This is a genomic window from Bacillus sp. ME78 (assembly GCF_903970865.1).
In the GTDB taxonomy this organism is placed as follows: domain Bacteria; phylum Bacillota; class Bacilli; order Bacillales; family Bacillaceae_G; genus Bacillus_A; species Bacillus_A cereus.
In genome coordinates, this window is the sequence record NZ_CAJCKK010000012.1 from 69,802 (window position 1) to 84,951 (window position 15,150).

A 15,150-nucleotide genomic window follows, 5' to 3' on the forward strand; every position below is an offset into this window, starting at 1 on the left:
GAAATAACATGTAAGGACATATTAGTTTTGTTATAATAAACACATAGGCTGTAAAAATGAATATTCTTTACTGTAAAGGGAGATTTTTCAGTTTTCCAAGTAGTGAATTTGAAATATGAGGTATATCATAGGAGGAATTTAGATGTCTGTATTTAAACGATTAAGAGATTTAACAATGTCGAATGTGTACTCGTTAATTGAAAAAGCGGAAGATCCAGTTAAGATGACGGATCAATATTTACGCGATATGCAAGCGGATGTACAAGAAGCTGAGAAAAGTGTAGCAGCTCAAATCGCACTTGAGAAGAAATTCAAAATATTATTTGAAGAGCAAGAAGCACTTGTGAAAAAACGTGAAGAGCAAGCTCATATGGCTGTTCAAGCTAATAACTTAGATCTTGCGCGTCGTGCATTAGAAGAAAAACAAAATGCAGAGCAAAAGATGAATGAGTATAAAGCAAGCTACGAGCAAAATAAAGCTGCTGCTGATAATCTGCGCCTTAAGCTAGAAGAAATGCGCAAGCAATTAAATGAGCTGAAAAATAAACGTGAAACACTTGTAGCACGTGTAAATGCAGCGAAAGCACAGAAAAATATTAATCAGGCGATGTCTGGATTTGATTCAAATTCAGCAAAAGCTGGTTTAAGCCGTATGGAAGAGAAAGCTCTTCAATTAGAGGCTGAAGCGGAAGCAAGCGGTGAAGTTTATAAAAAAGAAAAGTCATTAGATGATGAATTCGCAAGCTTAAACAAAAATTCTGCTGTTGACGATGAATTAGCTCGTATTATGAAGCAGTATGAGAAATAATATAGAATAGAGACAAATGAACCGACATGTCTAAACAAATTCATGTCGGTTTTCTATTATATTTTTGAGGAGGTTTTGCAATGACATGGATGAATGTAGTTGCCATGCTTGTATGGACTGGAGCGAGTGCAGTACTTTTATTTGCAATTATGTGGGTTGATTCGATTTTTACAAAATACAATGATTTAAAAGAAATCAAAAATGGAAATACAGCTGTAACAACTCGTTTTATTATGAAATTATTTGCACAAGGGTACATTTTATCTCAATCGATAACGAAAGCAAATGATTTATGGCAAGCACTTCTTGCATCAGCAGTTTCTTTCGTTATTTTATTAGTGGTAGAAATGTTTATCGAATTCGTATTAAAGAAAATGTCTGGTCTTGATTTAGAAGAAGGTACGAAAGAAGGTAGCGTTGCACATGCGATGTTAGCCGGATCATTACATATTGTTGGTGCACTTATTTTAGGTGCTTGTTTATAAAGAGAAAAGGAGGGGTAAATCATGAGTTTATTTAAACGAATTAAAAATATAATGAAAAGCCCAGAGCCACCGAAGCCGGAAAAGAGTCTTTTAACGTTAGCTCCTGGTGATATGATTGAAGTTTCATTAGTCATGTACGAATTAACTGGGAAAACGAGTATGCATTCTCGCAAGGAAATTGTTTTAACACTGCAAGACGGGAAAGACATTCGTTATTTAAAAATTGAAGATCGTGAAAATACGTATTACAAATTATATACACCAATTGATGGTCGCTTAGATTCAATTGAGGAAATTCCGACGACAATTGAAATGGATGATACTGAGTATCATATGGAAGAACAATATAACGGACGTGTTGTTGTGATGGGGAAAACACCATTCTCCGCTTCAGAGGAACAGTATGTATGGGAATTCCAATCAGATAATCGAAAATTATTGCGTATTGAATGGCAAAATGGTCGCACAATGATGTATGAGGGAGAAGCAATCATTCCTGCTGATGTACAAATTATAAGAGCAACGTAAGGGGGCGTAATCATGTCAAACCGATTGTTTACCATGATTAAATCGTTTGTGATCCCTATACTTGCTATCGTTACATTACTTGTTGTTGCTGGTTATGCCTTATCAGGTTGTCAAGGCGGGCAGACAAAGTCGATTCAGGACCGTTATCCGCTTGAGTCTGTCGCAAAGGAAGGTAAACAAGAATCTTACGTGTATAGGGCCGCCAATCGGTCAGTTCCTGAAGTCGCGAAGGAACTTATAGCCGAAAGGAAACCGAAACAAGCATCTAAAGAAGACGAAAATCAAATGTTTCTCGTTTATTCGGATAAAATGTATAACCTTCAAAAGGATAAAGAGAAACCATCTGATACGTTAATTGAAGTAAGTAATGAAGAATTTGTCCGTCACAACTACCAACCGTCCTTCTTGCAAGGATATATTATGGGTAGCATATTAAACGATATATTCGGTTCACGAAAATCATCATATGGTGATTATCGAGGATATAATGACAGACAAAATCATAAACCAGTTATTCCAGAGAGACCACCTACGAAAGAAGAAAAGAAAACCCCACCTCCAATTACGAAGGAAGGGAAAGGGTCTATCATTAAGCGAGGCGATAATGTAGATTCGAAACCATCAGTAGGTGATAAGGGAAGTATTACTGAAAAAGGAAGTAATACGACGCCCCCACCTTCTACTGGAAGCAAGGGTAAAATTACAAAAACACCAGGTGGTTCAAGTGGATCAGATGTGAAGCCGAAATCATCTATTAAAACGCCGCCAAGAAATACATCTCCTCCGAAAACGAGGGTCGGTGGTTCAGGGAAAATTACGAAGAGAAGATAGTTATAGAGACCGAAAAGTGGAATTTGCTTTTCGGTCTTTTTTATTATGGGAATAAATTCCTTTTAGCTGATACAATTAATACATAAGGAGGGGATAGTATGACTACGTATAAAAGATTTAGTGTAATTATGTTCCTTGTATTATTCCTCAGCTTGTTTATTAGCACGACAATGAAATTTCATTTTGTAGTAGGTATTCTATGGATACTGTGTACATGCACTTTATTGTTGTATATCCCGCTGCGTTTTCAACATGAAGTGACGGCTTTTCAAAAGTATGTAGCGTGGATTAAACGTGGGAGTCGGTGGGGCGAGTAAAAATATATATACTTACTGAAAAAAACTGACAACGATAGCAACTTAATAATAAGAAGAGGGTGTGCCAAAATGTTAGCACACCCTCTTTTTTCATAATGATTAATGAATATCACGTTTCTTGAAATTACCGCCTTTTACTTCTGCTACATCATAAACGGTAATAAAGGCATTAGGATCGATTTCATTAATAAGTTCTTTCATTTTACTTTCTTCTAAACGGTTAATTACGCAAGAAATTTCTTTGAATTTCTCTCTTGAATAACCACCGTATACTTCGTTATATGTTGCACTTCGGCCTAAACGATCACGAATTGTTTCTACCATCAATTCAGGCTCTTTTGTAATGATTTTAAATGCTTTCGAACCACTTAAACCAACTTCAACGATATGAATCACTTTCGAAGCAATAAAGTAAGCAATTGCCGAAAGGATAGCTCCTTGAAGACCGAATACGGTTGATACGAAAATAAATACGAACATGTTTAAGAATAAAATAAGGTCACTCGTTCCAAATGGTAACTTACGAGAAAGCAATACAGCAAGCATATCGATTCCATCTAATGCTCCACCGTTACGCAATGCTAGTCCCATACCAAAACCGATGATAATACCACCAACAACTGTAACTAATAATGTATCGCCTTCAATAATAGCTGGTATTCCGTGCATGACAACGGTACCTATTGCTAATGAAGCAATCCCGATAATGGAATAAATCGCAAAGCTTTTACCGATTTGCTTATATCCTAACCAAACGAAAGGAATGTTAATAACTGCGATTAGAGCTCCTAATGGCAATCCAAATAATCTTGAACTAACGATACTTAAACCAGTCACACCACCATCTGATACGTTATTTGGAATTAATACTGCTTCTAATCCGTACGCTGTGATAAATGCCCCAATAATAATCATCAAAGCTTTAGAAGCAATTTTTAGCTTATTGGGCTTGTTTTTGATAATTTTCTCCATGTAATTTCCTCGTTTCAAACTAGTTTCTTATTTGTTACGTAATTCACACCTAAATTCCATTTTAACATTTAATTTGAAAAATTTCTCCTTTAATGGATGTATGCAGGGAATATTATGACCATATTATCTTTAAAATATTTTTGAAATAAGTATAAGAAATCCCATCCTTTCAAAGGATGGGATGCTATTAAGAAAATATAAAACTAAGTACTGATACGAATACAGCGAAGCCTAAAATAGTTCCACATATTTTCATATGGCGCTTACGTCCCATTACGACAATCGCAACATATTCACGGATCATTGCGTTAGGCCAATAATAAAATGCAGTTTTTGATCCGATCCCTTGGCTGTTAAGACCAGCTTGTCTTGCATATATACCAGCGCGGAAAAGGTGAAAATTATTTGTGGTAAAAATACTTTTATATTTACCTTCAGGCTTTAAAGAATCCATAATTTCTTTAGAGAACAACATGTTTTGATATGTGTTTACAGAGCGATTTTCTTGCACTGTATGTTCAATCGGAATACCTTTTTCAACAGCGTAATTTTGCATTGCTTCTGCCTCAGGAAGTCCTTCATCTGGACCTTGACCGCCAGAGAAAATAATTGTTGGTGGTGTATTCACAGCAGCTTGTTTCCAATAAAAGTCGATAGCTTTATTAATTCGGCTTGCAAGTAAAGGTGGTACTTTATCATTAATTAAGCCGCTACCGAGAACGATAATGAAATCTTGATTACGTCTTGGTCTGTTGAATTGGTATAAAAAATATGCGCTTAAGAAGTTAGATAAGTGTATAAAGAAATATATGCTTATAAGAGAAATAGCTGCAAAAATAGGCTCTAAATGCGATGAAACTAAACTTGCTGGATTTATAATAGGGAGCATTATAAAGAATAAAATCCCTAAAGCAGCAATTAAAGTTAAAGAGTTTGTGAAGCGTCTTCCTTCACGTTGCATTAAAATTTTTGCATTAAGAAAGAGTCCAAACATTAAAGCGACTATAGCAAAAGGAATCATTACAAGTAGTGCTAGCATGGGGATGATAACGATAAAATGTAAATCGTTATTACCAGACTCAAATGAGGCTATAGCGCAAAATAATAGAAATGAACAGATAAAGGCATTAAATAAAAAGCCGTTTATTATTTTTCGCGGATCTTTTAAATACGAGATAAGAAAAATAATAAACAATATAAGAGGAATAATTCCGAAATACATCATAAATATAGTACACCTCAATTTGTATAAGAATTTGACATACCTTTTATATTACATGATTTTATAAGTAAAAATGAAAGAAAAAATGATTTTGAATTTTCTCAATAAAATATATAGATACGTATGTTACAATATATTCAAAGCGATATATTAAAAGTAAAATGGTTGAAAAGGCACTCAGTAGAGTGCTTTTTCTTTTTGTATGCAATTGTGCATATTATATTTTTTTTCAAATGAAGAGGATTACAATATAAGTTGTAGACAGACTTTATAAAGCAGAATTTCATACAAACATTTCCCTCTACTTTTTGTATCTAACAATCGTATAACAATAAATAATTCTGTTTTATAGTGTCTGTTTTTGAAAGGTGGCTTCTTTGAAGGCACCTTTTTTTTATTAGTATAGATAGTTTTCACTGTTAGCATAGTATAAACTATCTATACTAAACATTAGCAATCTTCCGTATAAATATTATCAATTTACTATATATTCCAGTGGTGTTAACCTACATATGAAAGGCTTTCTTTTTCAAAATATTACCCCTAATAAAATTTTGAAGAAGTCAACTGTCTCCAAACTTGTCTTTATGCTTAAAGAAAAAGCACTCAATTTGAGTGCTTTTTCTTATTGAAACATGCTATTTTTCTAGGCGATTTTCATAAAATAAAAGTAAAGAAATGAAAGTGGGTGACAAAATGCCGGCAGTTGTGGAAGGTGTTATTATTGAAAACTGCAATGGAACAATTAATGTAGGTGACAAATATAACGTACAGCCGATTGAAAAGACGAAGGCTTATAATGGATCGGGATCATCAAATACAGGAATGAAAGTACAAACGTTTAGCGGGATTAGTACAGCTGATGTATGGGATAATGATGCGAATGATCAGGGGATACAGTTTACTTTATAGTACAGTATGTAAAATTGCATAAAATGATGAAGTTGCCCTATGATACAATCTAGCTGTGAGCTGTTAATGATTCTTCTATAGTGTAGTTGTTAGATTAGAAATATAACATCTTATCGAAAATCATACGTACAAAAAAAGACACTTCAAACGAAGTGTCTTTTTTATTTTAGTGATATCCTTTAGCAGAGTCTTTATGAATTTTATTTTTAAAAATACTGTAGCTCCAAAGCTGATATCCAATAACGATTGGTACCATGACCATTGCTACGAAGAACATAATTTTTAAGTTTAATTGACTACCAGCTGCGTTGTATAACGTTGTACTGTATGCATCGTTAATACGGGATGGTAACATTCTTGGGAACATACCTGCAAAGCCAGTTGTCATAAACATTGCGATTGTTAGGCAAACGAATGTGAATGCAAGGCCGATTTTATGTTTGTACACCATAATAAGTGCGAGTACACTCATTAGCATTGCAAGTACTGGAAGAATGAATAGTACCGGATATTCCGTAAAGTTTTGGAATAAGTTTGTCCGATTAGCAGTTGCTACATAGAAGATAGCTAAAATAATAGCTGCTGCCATTGAAAATGGTCTTGCGATTTTATAAGCACGGTCGGATACTTCACCAGTCGTTTTAATCATGACCCAAAGGGCACCGGATACGACAAATATAGCAGTGAAGAACAACCCTCCTAAAATACCGTAATGGTTTAGTAAGCTAAGTAAATTTCCTTCATAGCCATTTTTTCCGATTTGTAGTCCGTAATACAAGTTAGCGAATGTAACACCGAATAAGAAGGCGATTAGGAAACTGCCAATTGCAAATGCCCATTTACAAGTTTTTTGCCAAATTGGTGAATCATCTTTATGCATGAATTCCAGTCCAGCGGCACGAGCAAATAGTGCAAGTAATACTAAGAATAACGGTGTATATAGATAACTAAACATATTTGCATATGTGACTGGGAAGGCAGCAAATGTTGCGCCACCAGCTGTAATTAACCACACTTCATTACCGCCCCAGAATGGGCCAATTGCTTCTTGTAATTGATTTCGTTCTTGTCGATCTTTCGTAACGAAAGGAAAGATCATTCCGTTACCAAGTGCATACCCGTCAAGGATGAAGTAAACTGTCCAAATCACGCCCCATAAACCGAACCAGATGATTGCAAGCATATCATGAGACATGGGCCACGCCTCCCTCAGTAGCAGGATCTTCTAATGCTGCAGGTCCTTTTTTCGCGAACTTCAGCATTAAGTATACGTCTGCGATTAAAAGTAAAGTGTAGAACAAAATTAAACTAATTAATGAGAACCAAATTTGCGGGACAGATATAGGTGATACAGATTCTGCGGTACGCATTAGTTTATATACTGTCCAAGGTTGACGACCTACTTCAGCGACAATCCATCCTGCGTTAATCGCGATATAAGGAAGTAAGACAGACCATATTGTAATTTTTAAATAACGTTTTGAGTTTTCTAGTTTTCCTTTTCGGTTTAAATAGAAGCCATACCAAGTTAATGCCATAAAGAACATACCAAGTGCAACCATTAAGCGGAAGCTATAATACACGAGGTTAACATTTGGACGTTCATCTTTCGGAATATCTTTTAAACCAACAATTTCGCCATCAAATGAGTTTGTATAGAAGAAGCTTCCGAGTTTTGGAATCGTAAGGAATTCAAAGTTTTTCTCATTTTTTACATCAGGAATTTGAACAATTGAGAAGCCTTGTCCTTTTCCAGTTTCCCAAACTGCTTCCATCGCAGCTCCTTTTGCTGGTTGATATTTAGCTGCTGATACACCAGATTGATGTCCCATAAACGGTGTAATTGTTGCGGCGAATAAGCCTAACATTAAACCAAACTTAAATGATTTTTTGAAGAATTCCACTTCATTTTTACGTAATAAGTGATAGGCACTAATTGCCATAACGAAGAAAGCACCTACGATATAACAACCAATGACAGTATGGAAGAACATATTCCAAGCATATGGATTTGTAACGAGTGCCCAGAAATCATTTAATTCAGCGCGGCCATTACGTACTACGTAGCCAACAGGGTTTTGCATAAATCCGTTTGCTGTAATAATCCAAAGGGCGGAAATATTTGTCCCAAGTGCAACCATCCACATACAGAAGGCACGGAACTTTGGTGAAATTTTGTCTTTACCGAATAACCATATTCCCATGAAAGTAGATTCTAAGAAGAAGGCAACGAGTGCTTCGATTGCGAGAGGTGATCCGAAAATATCTCCCATATATTTGGAGTACTCAGACCAGTTCGTTCCAAATTGGAATTCCATCGTAATCCCAGTTATAATCCCCATTACGAAGTTAATTGTAAATAATTTACCCCAGAAATTTGCCATTTTACGGTATGTTGGATTCAATGTGCGGGCGTATTGAGTTTCCATACATGCTACTAAAATGACAAGTCCGATTGTCAAAGGTACAAATAAAAAGTGATAAAAAATAGTAATTGCAAATTGAAAACGACTCAGTAACAGAACGTCGGACATAATAAATATTCACTCCTTTTTTACATTATCTACAATCAGTTTATAGTGAAAATACGTTTAAAGTATGTGAGACTTGTTACAAAGCTGTGTGTATATTTTGAAAGAATTATGTCGATTATCTGAAAATATCTTATTTTTACTATAAAGCGATATCCTTTTTGAGTTTTTCATATTTTGGTACACTATATAAGTAATGTAAATGAGAGAAAAGAGGGTTTTTTACTATGAAGTCATTAGAAGAGATTTTACAATACAATGAAAAATTTGTTGAAGAGAAAAGATACGAAGAGTATGAAACGGGAAAATTCCCGAATAAAAAAATGGTAATTATCTCTTGTATGGATACTCGTCTTGTTGAATTATTACCAAAAGCAATGAATATGCGTAACGGTGATGTGAAAATTATTAAAGTAGCAGGAGCTGTTATCTCACATCCATTCGGAAGTATTATGCGTAGTATTTTAGTTGCTGTATATGAACTTGGTGCTGATGAAGTTTGTGTAGTTGGTCACCACGATTGCGGTATGGCAAAAATTCAAGCAAGCAGTACAATTGAGAAGATGAAAGAGCGGGGTATAACAAATGAGAAATTAGATACACTCCGTTATTCTGGAATCGATTTAGAAAGATTCCTACAAGGGTTCTCTAGTGTAGAAGAAAGTGTAGAACATAGCGTATCGATACTTCGCAACCATCCATTACTTCCAGAAGAAGTACCTGTTCACGGTCTTGTTATAGATCCTGATACAGGAAAATTAGATTTAGTTGTGAATGGTTACGACAATTAAGAATTTACTTTGTCATTCTTTTTATCTGGGACAGGATCAAATCCTCCCGGGTGGAAAGGGTGACATTTTAATATACGCTTACAAGTAAGCCAAAAGCCTTTGAGTGCACCATGTTTTTGAAACGCCTCTAATCCGTAATGAGAACAAGTCGGATAAAAGCGGCAAGTTGGTGGTGTCATCGGAGAAATGAACTTTTGATAAAAGCGTATAATCCCAATAAAAATCTGTTTCATAATGGTCTCCTTTTCAGCATAGTCTTAAAGTATTATAGCACGACGGTACATAATACTTTACTAATGTGCATTTCCGTTATATCATATTGGATATAACGGAATTAAATTAAAAGCGGGAGAGATGTTGTATGCCATCAGTAGAAAGCTTTGAATTAGATCATACGATTGTAAAGGCACCTTATGTAAGACATTGCGGAGTTCACAATGTAGGTAGTGACGGTATTGTAAATAAATTTGATATTCGTTTTTGCCAACCGAATAAACAAGCAATGAAACCAGATGTTATTCATACGTTAGAACATTTATTAGCATTTAATTTACGTAAATATATTGATCGTTATCCGCATTTTGATATTATCGATATTTCACCGATGGGCTGCCAAACAGGATATTATCTTGTAGTAAGCGGAACACCGACAGTACGAGAAATCATTGATTTATTAGAATTAACATTAAAAGATGCGGTTCAAATTACAGAAATTCCAGCTGCAAATGAAACACAATGTGGTCAAGCGAAGCTTCACGACTTAGAAGGAGCACAACGCTTAATGAACTTCTGGTTAAGCCAAGATAAAGATGAACTTGAGAAAGTGTTTGGATAAGAAGAAAAACTGCCTGTGAAAGGGCAGTTTTTTTATTTGTAAAAGAGAAAAGTACAGGTTTTATAGAAAAACAATGAGTTTCACTTATGAGCATTTTTAAGAAATGAAAGGCAGTAGGTGAATATATTAATGAGAGCTCCTGTTTGAAAAACAGGAGTTTTTTGTGTGAATGGAGTATTGACTTTAACGTATACGTCAAAGTTTATAGTGAAGATAAATAAGGCGTGAGGAGGAAACGATGAATAAGTATAGCATTGGTGAAATTTCAAAAGAAACGAATGTAACGACGAGAACACTTAGATATTATGAGGAAATTGGATTATTAAAACCGTCGTACGTTGCTGAGTCAGGATATCGTTACTATTCAAAAGATGATGTAATTACATTGCAACAAATAACAACGTTTAAAAAGCTTGGTTTTAAGCTTTCGGAAATAAAAAAAGTGTTAAAAGAGGAAAAGGGGAATTCAGAAGAAAGATGGAAAAGTGCAATTCAAAATGAAATTCAAACAATACAAGCGGAAGTAAAAAGATTACAGGACTTAGAAAAACTATTATATACAGCATTTCATTCCATTGAATTAACTGGAGAGCTTAAAACAGAAGATTTAATGTTATTCATAAAATCAGTACAGGGAATTGAGCAGAGAGAAAATTTCCGACAAAAATATTTTACGGAGGAAGAACAGAAGGTTATAGAGGATTTACCAACACTTGAAGAAAACAATGAAAGAACAAAAGAATGGTTACAAGTATTAAGAGCAATTCGTCAGCGTATAAATGAACCAGTAGATTCACCGGAAATTCAAAAATTAGCGGAAAGGGTAGTGGCTTTTTCAATGCACGTATTTCATGAAGATGAACAATTAATAAATAAGTATTGGGATTTAATTAAACCTGAAGAGGGAGAGATTGCAAAAGTATATGGACTTGATTCGGAAACAATGAAGTATATAGATGAAATGGTGGAGTATTATTTGAAAAAGGAGGAAGATAAATGACAGCCACGCAAAAAGAAAAGCTATATGGAAAGGAGCACGCACGATTAGAGCGGCAATACTTTTATAAACATGTGGGGATTTTCATTTTTGCACAGCTTCTATTTATTTTTATAGTAGGGCTTGTACCAGCTCAAGAGTTGCCAAGCGGTTCCTATTTCCTTCATATGAAAGAGTGGATTTTAAATAAACAAATTGGATTTTATAAAAATGAAACGATTAATACGATTACAAGTGTCTGGACATCAGTGCTTATTATTCATTTTATATGGGCGATGTCTTACATTCTTTTTCCGAAAAAGAAGCGTAATTCTTCGAAACAAGAAACAAGAGAAGAGATAAAAGAAGAAGTGAAAAAGAAAAAGGAGATTAGCATAAATAGGGCGTGGATGTATTTAGTATTTGGGGGCTTAATTGAAATATATTGGGCGACAGGATTAAAAACAAATTCAATGAGTATTTTGACACTCATTGCAATTTTAGTGAGCTTTCAACTACTAATTGAAGCAACTAAAAAAATTCCAATTGGTACGGCATATGCAGTATTTACTGGAATTGGTACAGTTGGAACGATATTGGTAGATATTTTATATTTCAAAGAACCATTTTCGCTCATCAAAATTTTCCTCGTTTGCTTATTGGCACTATTTATTATCGGATTGAAATTTAGTGGGAATAAGGAAGAGGTGAAATAAAGTGGCATGGATCTATTTAATTATAGCTGGGCTCTTTGAAATTGTCGGTGTAATTGGGATAAAGAAAGTAGCCAAAAATAATAGTTGGACGAATAATATTATTTTAATAGGTGGTTTTATTATTAGTTTTCAATTTTTAACGATGGCGCTTCAAGAAATTCAGTTATCGATCGCATATGCAGTTTGGACTGGAATCGGAACGCTCGGGGCAGCAGTTGTCGGTATTTTATTTTTTCAAGAACCTAAAAACGCTTTTCGGATTATTTGTATTGTTGGGATTATGGGGACGATTATTGGATTGAAAGTAGTGAGTTAAAGAAGAGCACACAAGCTCTTCTTTTTTATGGAAGTATGTCAGAAATCCCAACGAAGAAAGTGATTATCCCAACTATAAAACAAAAGATAGCTTTCGATTTTTGCTTTTGTTGTATTTCAGCAACTCCCGAAAGAATAAATGTGATGCTTAAAAGGATAAATACATAAGAGAAAAGAATAGAAATTCGTGTAAAAAGACTAAAAAAAGAAAGAATAAAAGCAATAGCAGATAGTAAGATTCGAAGGTTTGTTAGCATAGTATCCTCCAATTTATTAACTGTTTAAAAAATCCAAATTAGTGAGAGGTAATGGTCAGTAGGTGATTGGAAATTATATGTTATCTTTAGTGAAAGTAGTTCGATATTACAATGAAGAGCATAAGACTAGAAACGAAAAAATGCGAGATACCCATTGATTTTCTTCCGGATTTCAGTTCATTAATTCCTAGAAGAATAAAGAAACAACTGAGAGCAAATTGCATGTATGGGAGAAGTGTGAAGTTGTCGGTAGCAAGAGAATAAGTGCAAAGAGAGAGTGTGAGAAGCATGAAAAAATAGCGTAATCCAGTTAGCATTGTATACCTCCTTTAAAGAGACTATTTATCGAAATATTTCTGAGAAGCCAAGAAATAAAGCACCAGCTCCCGCTAACAGAGCAAGTATACTACCACCTTTTTGCTGTTTTAAGATTTCCTCTATACTAATAACGAAAGCCATCATCCCTAAAAAGATGAACATATAAGGCATAATTTCTCTATTACTAGTAAAGAAACTATAGATTGCTATACATAAAGCAATAAGTGAAAAAGTAATTCGCAATCCTTTTAGCATACATGTATCCCCTTTATTTTATATAGCTAATGATAAGAACAATCCAAATGAAAGCACCGGCAACAATACAAATGAATCCTGTTCCTGAATCCTTCTTTTTTATTTGTTCCATTGCAATGAGGAACATGAGAGCTCCTAATAAAAATTGTGAAAGTGGTAGAAAGTTATTTTGACCTGTATAGAGCCCGATTATCGACATTATGATCACAGTGAGTGCGATTGCAATGCGAAGTACACGAAGCATATTATGAATCCTCCTTATTATTTTTTGTATAAGGATTATCTTCTGGTTTATCAACGGAATGTTTGTATGCATAGCCTTTATTAATTGTCATGATGGAGAGTACGAGGATGATTAGGACGATGATAATACCGATAATTAATATTTTGAACATAAAATCCCTCCTTTTCTTTATTTTACATAATTTTGTAATTGATGAAAACAATAGAAAATAAAAGGATGAAAGAAGGGTGTTACATGGAGACGAAAAAAACATATTATATATCAATAGGAAATGGTCAAATTTCACAAGTGAAGACGGCGGATACGTATAATTTTGAGATTTCCGCAAATGATGAGGAAATTATGGAATTACGAGAGCACTTTGATCAAGCATATGTAGAAGATTTAGGGTCATTTGTACGCTCCCACGTTCCATTTGTTGAGTATCATCACGATTCAAATAATGACCGATATGATGAACAACTACAAAAAGCATATAAAATGATTTACGATTTAGGAAATCATGAGACGAAAGAATTAGTCGCACAAATGGGAATAATCAATGGATTGTAATTGGATAATATTATGCAGAAAAGCGAGAATATGCTACAATTTGTGGTAGGAAAAACTTGTAACCATCAATAGGGGAGTAATGGCATGTACAAATTTAAAGATTATTACCACAACACTGTACAATTATCGTTTGAACGTTATCCATTTTCTCCTGAGCCAAAGCATGTTTGGGTTGTATGCCGGTACGGGGATCAATGGTTATTAACACATCATTTACGTCGCGGTCTTGAATTTCCAGGTGGTAAAGTAGAAATAGGGGAAACACCGGAAGAAGCGGCAGTTCGAGAGGTTCATGAAGAAACCGGCGGCATAGTTTCTGATTTAACTTACTTAGGACAATACAAAGTATCTGGAAAAGACAAAATAATCATTAAAAACATTTATTTTGCAACAATTAGTGCGGTAGAAGAACATACGCATTACGAAGAAACGAAAGGGTCTGTTTTATTAAAAGACATTCCTGACAACATTAAAACGAATAGAAAATTTAGCTTTATAATGCGCGATGACGTATTAGCGCGTACGATGAAACATATAGAAGAAATCGGCTGTTTTACGAAGTAAAGTGGCCGGTTTCTTTTTTTGTATGTAAGAATAAATGTAAATATATCTTCACATTATTTTGGGTATATTATACAATTTTGTAAAGATATATTTACATTTTAGGAGGGGGAAGATGGATAAAAGAAAAGAAACGACTATTACTGTTTCGATGGTTAAATTAAACTTTTCTTTATTTTTTATAATAATTGCTTTGTCGTTTGGAATTGGTTATTTGCATATATTTCTTTCAGATGGGGTTCAAGTTGAAGTTACATTATTAACGATGTTTCTTTTTATTATCGCAATGATTGTTCTCGTTTGTATTCATGAAGCGATACATTTAATTGGCTTTCGCTATATCGGAGGTGTTCCGTGGAGTGAACTAAAATGGGGCGTTAATTGGAAATTAGGTGTTGCATATGCTCATTCTAAACAGGCGGTTACAGTAAAGCAAATGAAGAAAGTGTTAATGCTTCCGTTTTTACCAACTGGAATTTTGCCAATTGTATTGGGATTAGCTATGAATCTGGAGCCACTCTCATTTTTAGGAATTCTACTAACAGGAGGTTGTATCGGTGACATTGCCGTATATCAAAAAGTTTCAAAGTTTCCAGATGATGCGCTAGTAAAAGATCATCTGAGTAAACCTCAGTTTACAGTGTATGAATAATAAGAGGAGGCGTTTTTGAAAAACGCCTCCTCTTATTATTGTTACTTTTGGTTGGTGAATTGATATATTGTG

At 34.5% G+C, this 15,150-nt stretch carries 23 protein-coding genes; 14 read left to right on the top strand and 9 right to left on the bottom strand.

Features of this window, described 5'->3' with window-relative positions; all coding sequences use genetic code 11:
* Positions 1 to 142 precede the first annotated feature (142 nt).
* From H6481_RS15230 to H6481_RS15250, 5 genes are all read left to right on the top strand, one after another.
* Positions 143 to 808: a PspA/IM30 family protein gene (locus tag H6481_RS15230; RefSeq protein WP_000110280.1), complete on the top strand. Its 666-nt coding sequence runs from the start codon at positions 143 to 145 to the stop codon at positions 806 to 808.
* 80 nt (positions 809 to 888) lie between these two features.
* Positions 889 to 1,293 carry a DUF350 domain-containing protein gene (locus tag H6481_RS15235; protein WP_000220087.1) on the top strand — a complete coding sequence of 135 codons (405 nt, stop codon included), beginning with the start codon at positions 889 to 891 and terminating at the stop codon, positions 1,291 to 1,293.
* A gap of 21 nt (positions 1,294 to 1,314) precedes the next feature.
* Positions 1,315 to 1,821 (top strand): DUF4178 domain-containing protein, encoded by a 507-nt coding sequence (locus H6481_RS15240; RefSeq protein WP_000051755.1) that lies wholly within the window; start codon positions 1,315 to 1,317, stop codon positions 1,819 to 1,821.
* Positions 1,822 to 1,833: 12 nt separating this feature from the next.
* Entirely contained in the window at positions 1,834 to 2,652 is an 819-nt protein-coding gene (locus tag H6481_RS15245; protein WP_182812202.1) for a DUF4247 domain-containing protein, read from the top strand.
* A gap of 98 nt (positions 2,653 to 2,750) precedes the next feature.
* Positions 2,751 to 2,969 (top strand): hypothetical protein, encoded by a 219-nt coding sequence (locus H6481_RS15250; protein WP_016123492.1) that lies wholly within the window; start codon positions 2,751 to 2,753, stop codon positions 2,967 to 2,969.
* Positions 2,970 to 3,068: 99 nt separating this feature from the next.
* Here the strand turns inward: H6481_RS15250 and H6481_RS15255 are convergent, their stop codons facing one another.
* Entirely contained in the window at positions 3,069 to 3,941 is an 873-nt protein-coding gene (locus H6481_RS15255) for a YitT family protein (RefSeq protein ID WP_000411241.1), read from the bottom strand.
* 187 nt (positions 3,942 to 4,128) lie between these two features.
* Positions 4,129 to 5,163: a YdcF family protein gene (locus H6481_RS15260; RefSeq protein WP_182812258.1), complete on the bottom strand. Its 1,035-nt coding sequence runs from the start codon at positions 5,161 to 5,163 to the stop codon at positions 4,129 to 4,131.
* A 678-nt stretch (positions 5,164 to 5,841) separates the two neighbouring features.
* Here H6481_RS15260 and H6481_RS15265 point away from each other — a divergent pair.
* Complete coding sequence (locus H6481_RS15265; RefSeq protein ID WP_002001299.1) at positions 5,842 to 6,075, top strand: spore germination protein; 234 nt, start codon at positions 5,842 to 5,844, stop codon at positions 6,073 to 6,075.
* 166 nt (positions 6,076 to 6,241) lie between these two features.
* On the opposite strand, the gene cydB is transcribed toward H6481_RS15265, so the two are convergent.
* Entirely contained in the window at positions 6,242 to 7,270 is a 1,029-nt protein-coding gene (gene cydB, locus H6481_RS15270; protein WP_000017662.1) for a cytochrome d ubiquinol oxidase subunit II, read from the bottom strand.
* Positions 7,260 to 8,609 (bottom strand): cytochrome ubiquinol oxidase subunit I, encoded by a 1,350-nt coding sequence (cydA, locus tag H6481_RS15275; protein WP_001286164.1) that lies wholly within the window; start codon positions 8,607 to 8,609, stop codon positions 7,260 to 7,262. Before cydA ends, cydB begins: the two co-directional genes overlap by 11 nt.
* Positions 8,610 to 8,833: 224 nt before the next feature.
* Between cydA and H6481_RS15280 the strand changes: the two genes are divergently transcribed.
* Positions 8,834 to 9,397, top strand: a complete 564-nt coding sequence (locus tag H6481_RS15280; RefSeq protein ID WP_000838173.1) for a carbonic anhydrase — start codon at positions 8,834 to 8,836, stop codon at positions 9,395 to 9,397.
* Here H6481_RS15280 and yidD read toward each other — a convergent pair.
* A complete protein-coding gene (yidD, locus tag H6481_RS15285; protein ID WP_098583594.1) occupies positions 9,394 to 9,630 on the bottom strand; it encodes a membrane protein insertion efficiency factor YidD in 237 nt (78 codons plus the stop codon). The two genes, H6481_RS15280 and yidD, sit on opposite strands and share 4 nt — an antisense overlap.
* A 128-nt stretch (positions 9,631 to 9,758) precedes the next feature.
* Between yidD and luxS the strand changes: the two genes are divergently transcribed.
* The 4 genes from luxS (at position 9,759) to H6481_RS15305 (ending at position 12,240) form a co-directional block, all read left to right on the top strand.
* Positions 9,759 to 10,232, top strand: coding sequence for an S-ribosylhomocysteine lyase LuxS (luxS, locus tag H6481_RS15290; protein WP_001141371.1), 474 nt, complete (start codon positions 9,759 to 9,761; stop codon positions 10,230 to 10,232).
* Positions 10,233 to 10,470: 238 nt separating this feature from the next.
* Positions 10,471 to 11,232 carry a MerR family transcriptional regulator gene (locus H6481_RS15295; protein WP_097961166.1) on the top strand — a complete coding sequence of 254 codons (762 nt, stop codon included), beginning with the start codon at positions 10,471 to 10,473 and terminating at the stop codon, positions 11,230 to 11,232.
* Positions 11,229 to 11,924 carry a multidrug efflux SMR transporter gene (locus H6481_RS15300; protein WP_000127524.1) on the top strand — a complete coding sequence of 232 codons (696 nt, stop codon included), beginning with the start codon at positions 11,229 to 11,231 and terminating at the stop codon, positions 11,922 to 11,924. The genes H6481_RS15295 and H6481_RS15300 overlap by 4 nt, the downstream gene beginning before the upstream one ends.
* Position 11,925: 1 nt before the next feature.
* Positions 11,926 to 12,240, top strand: a complete 315-nt coding sequence (locus tag H6481_RS15305) for a multidrug efflux SMR transporter (protein WP_000312334.1) — start codon at positions 11,926 to 11,928, stop codon at positions 12,238 to 12,240.
* A gap of 25 nt (positions 12,241 to 12,265) precedes the next feature.
* Here the strand turns inward: H6481_RS15305 and H6481_RS15310 are convergent, their stop codons facing one another.
* From H6481_RS15310 to ytzI, 4 genes are all read right to left on the bottom strand, one after another.
* A complete protein-coding gene (locus H6481_RS15310) occupies positions 12,266 to 12,496 on the bottom strand; it encodes a DUF3953 domain-containing protein (protein ID WP_000957188.1) in 231 nt (76 codons plus the stop codon).
* A 342-nt stretch (positions 12,497 to 12,838) separates the two neighbouring features.
* Positions 12,839 to 13,069 (bottom strand): DUF3953 domain-containing protein, encoded by a 231-nt coding sequence (locus tag H6481_RS15315; protein ID WP_000911975.1) that lies wholly within the window; start codon positions 13,067 to 13,069, stop codon positions 12,839 to 12,841.
* Positions 13,070 to 13,082: 13 nt separating this feature from the next.
* Positions 13,083 to 13,313, bottom strand: a complete 231-nt coding sequence (locus H6481_RS15320; protein ID WP_000946673.1) for a DUF3953 domain-containing protein — start codon at positions 13,311 to 13,313, stop codon at positions 13,083 to 13,085.
* A 1-nt stretch (position 13,314) separates the two neighbouring features.
* The gene (gene ytzI / locus H6481_RS15325; protein WP_120460622.1) at positions 13,315 to 13,464 is read right to left on the bottom strand and encodes a YtzI protein; all 150 of its coding nucleotides are present in this window, start codon (positions 13,462 to 13,464) and stop codon (positions 13,315 to 13,317) included.
* A gap of 83 nt (positions 13,465 to 13,547) precedes the next feature.
* Between ytzI and H6481_RS15330 the strand changes: the two genes are divergently transcribed.
* The 3 genes from H6481_RS15330 to H6481_RS15340 all read left to right on the top strand — a co-directional run bounded on the left by H6481_RS15330 (position 13,548) and on the right by H6481_RS15340 (position 15,078).
* On the top strand, positions 13,548 to 13,865 hold the full coding sequence (locus H6481_RS15330) for a hydrolase (protein WP_182812205.1): 318 nt from the start codon (positions 13,548 to 13,550) through the stop codon (positions 13,863 to 13,865).
* 84 nt (positions 13,866 to 13,949) lie between these two features.
* Positions 13,950 to 14,429, top strand: a complete 480-nt coding sequence (mutTA, locus tag H6481_RS15335; RefSeq protein ID WP_000276382.1) for an antimutator 8-oxo-(dGTP/GTP)ase — start codon at positions 13,950 to 13,952, stop codon at positions 14,427 to 14,429.
* 112 nt (positions 14,430 to 14,541) lie between these two features.
* Positions 14,542 to 15,078: a DUF3267 domain-containing protein gene (locus H6481_RS15340; protein WP_097961165.1), complete on the top strand. Its 537-nt coding sequence runs from the start codon at positions 14,542 to 14,544 to the stop codon at positions 15,076 to 15,078.
* Positions 15,079 to 15,150: the final 72 nt, after the last annotated feature.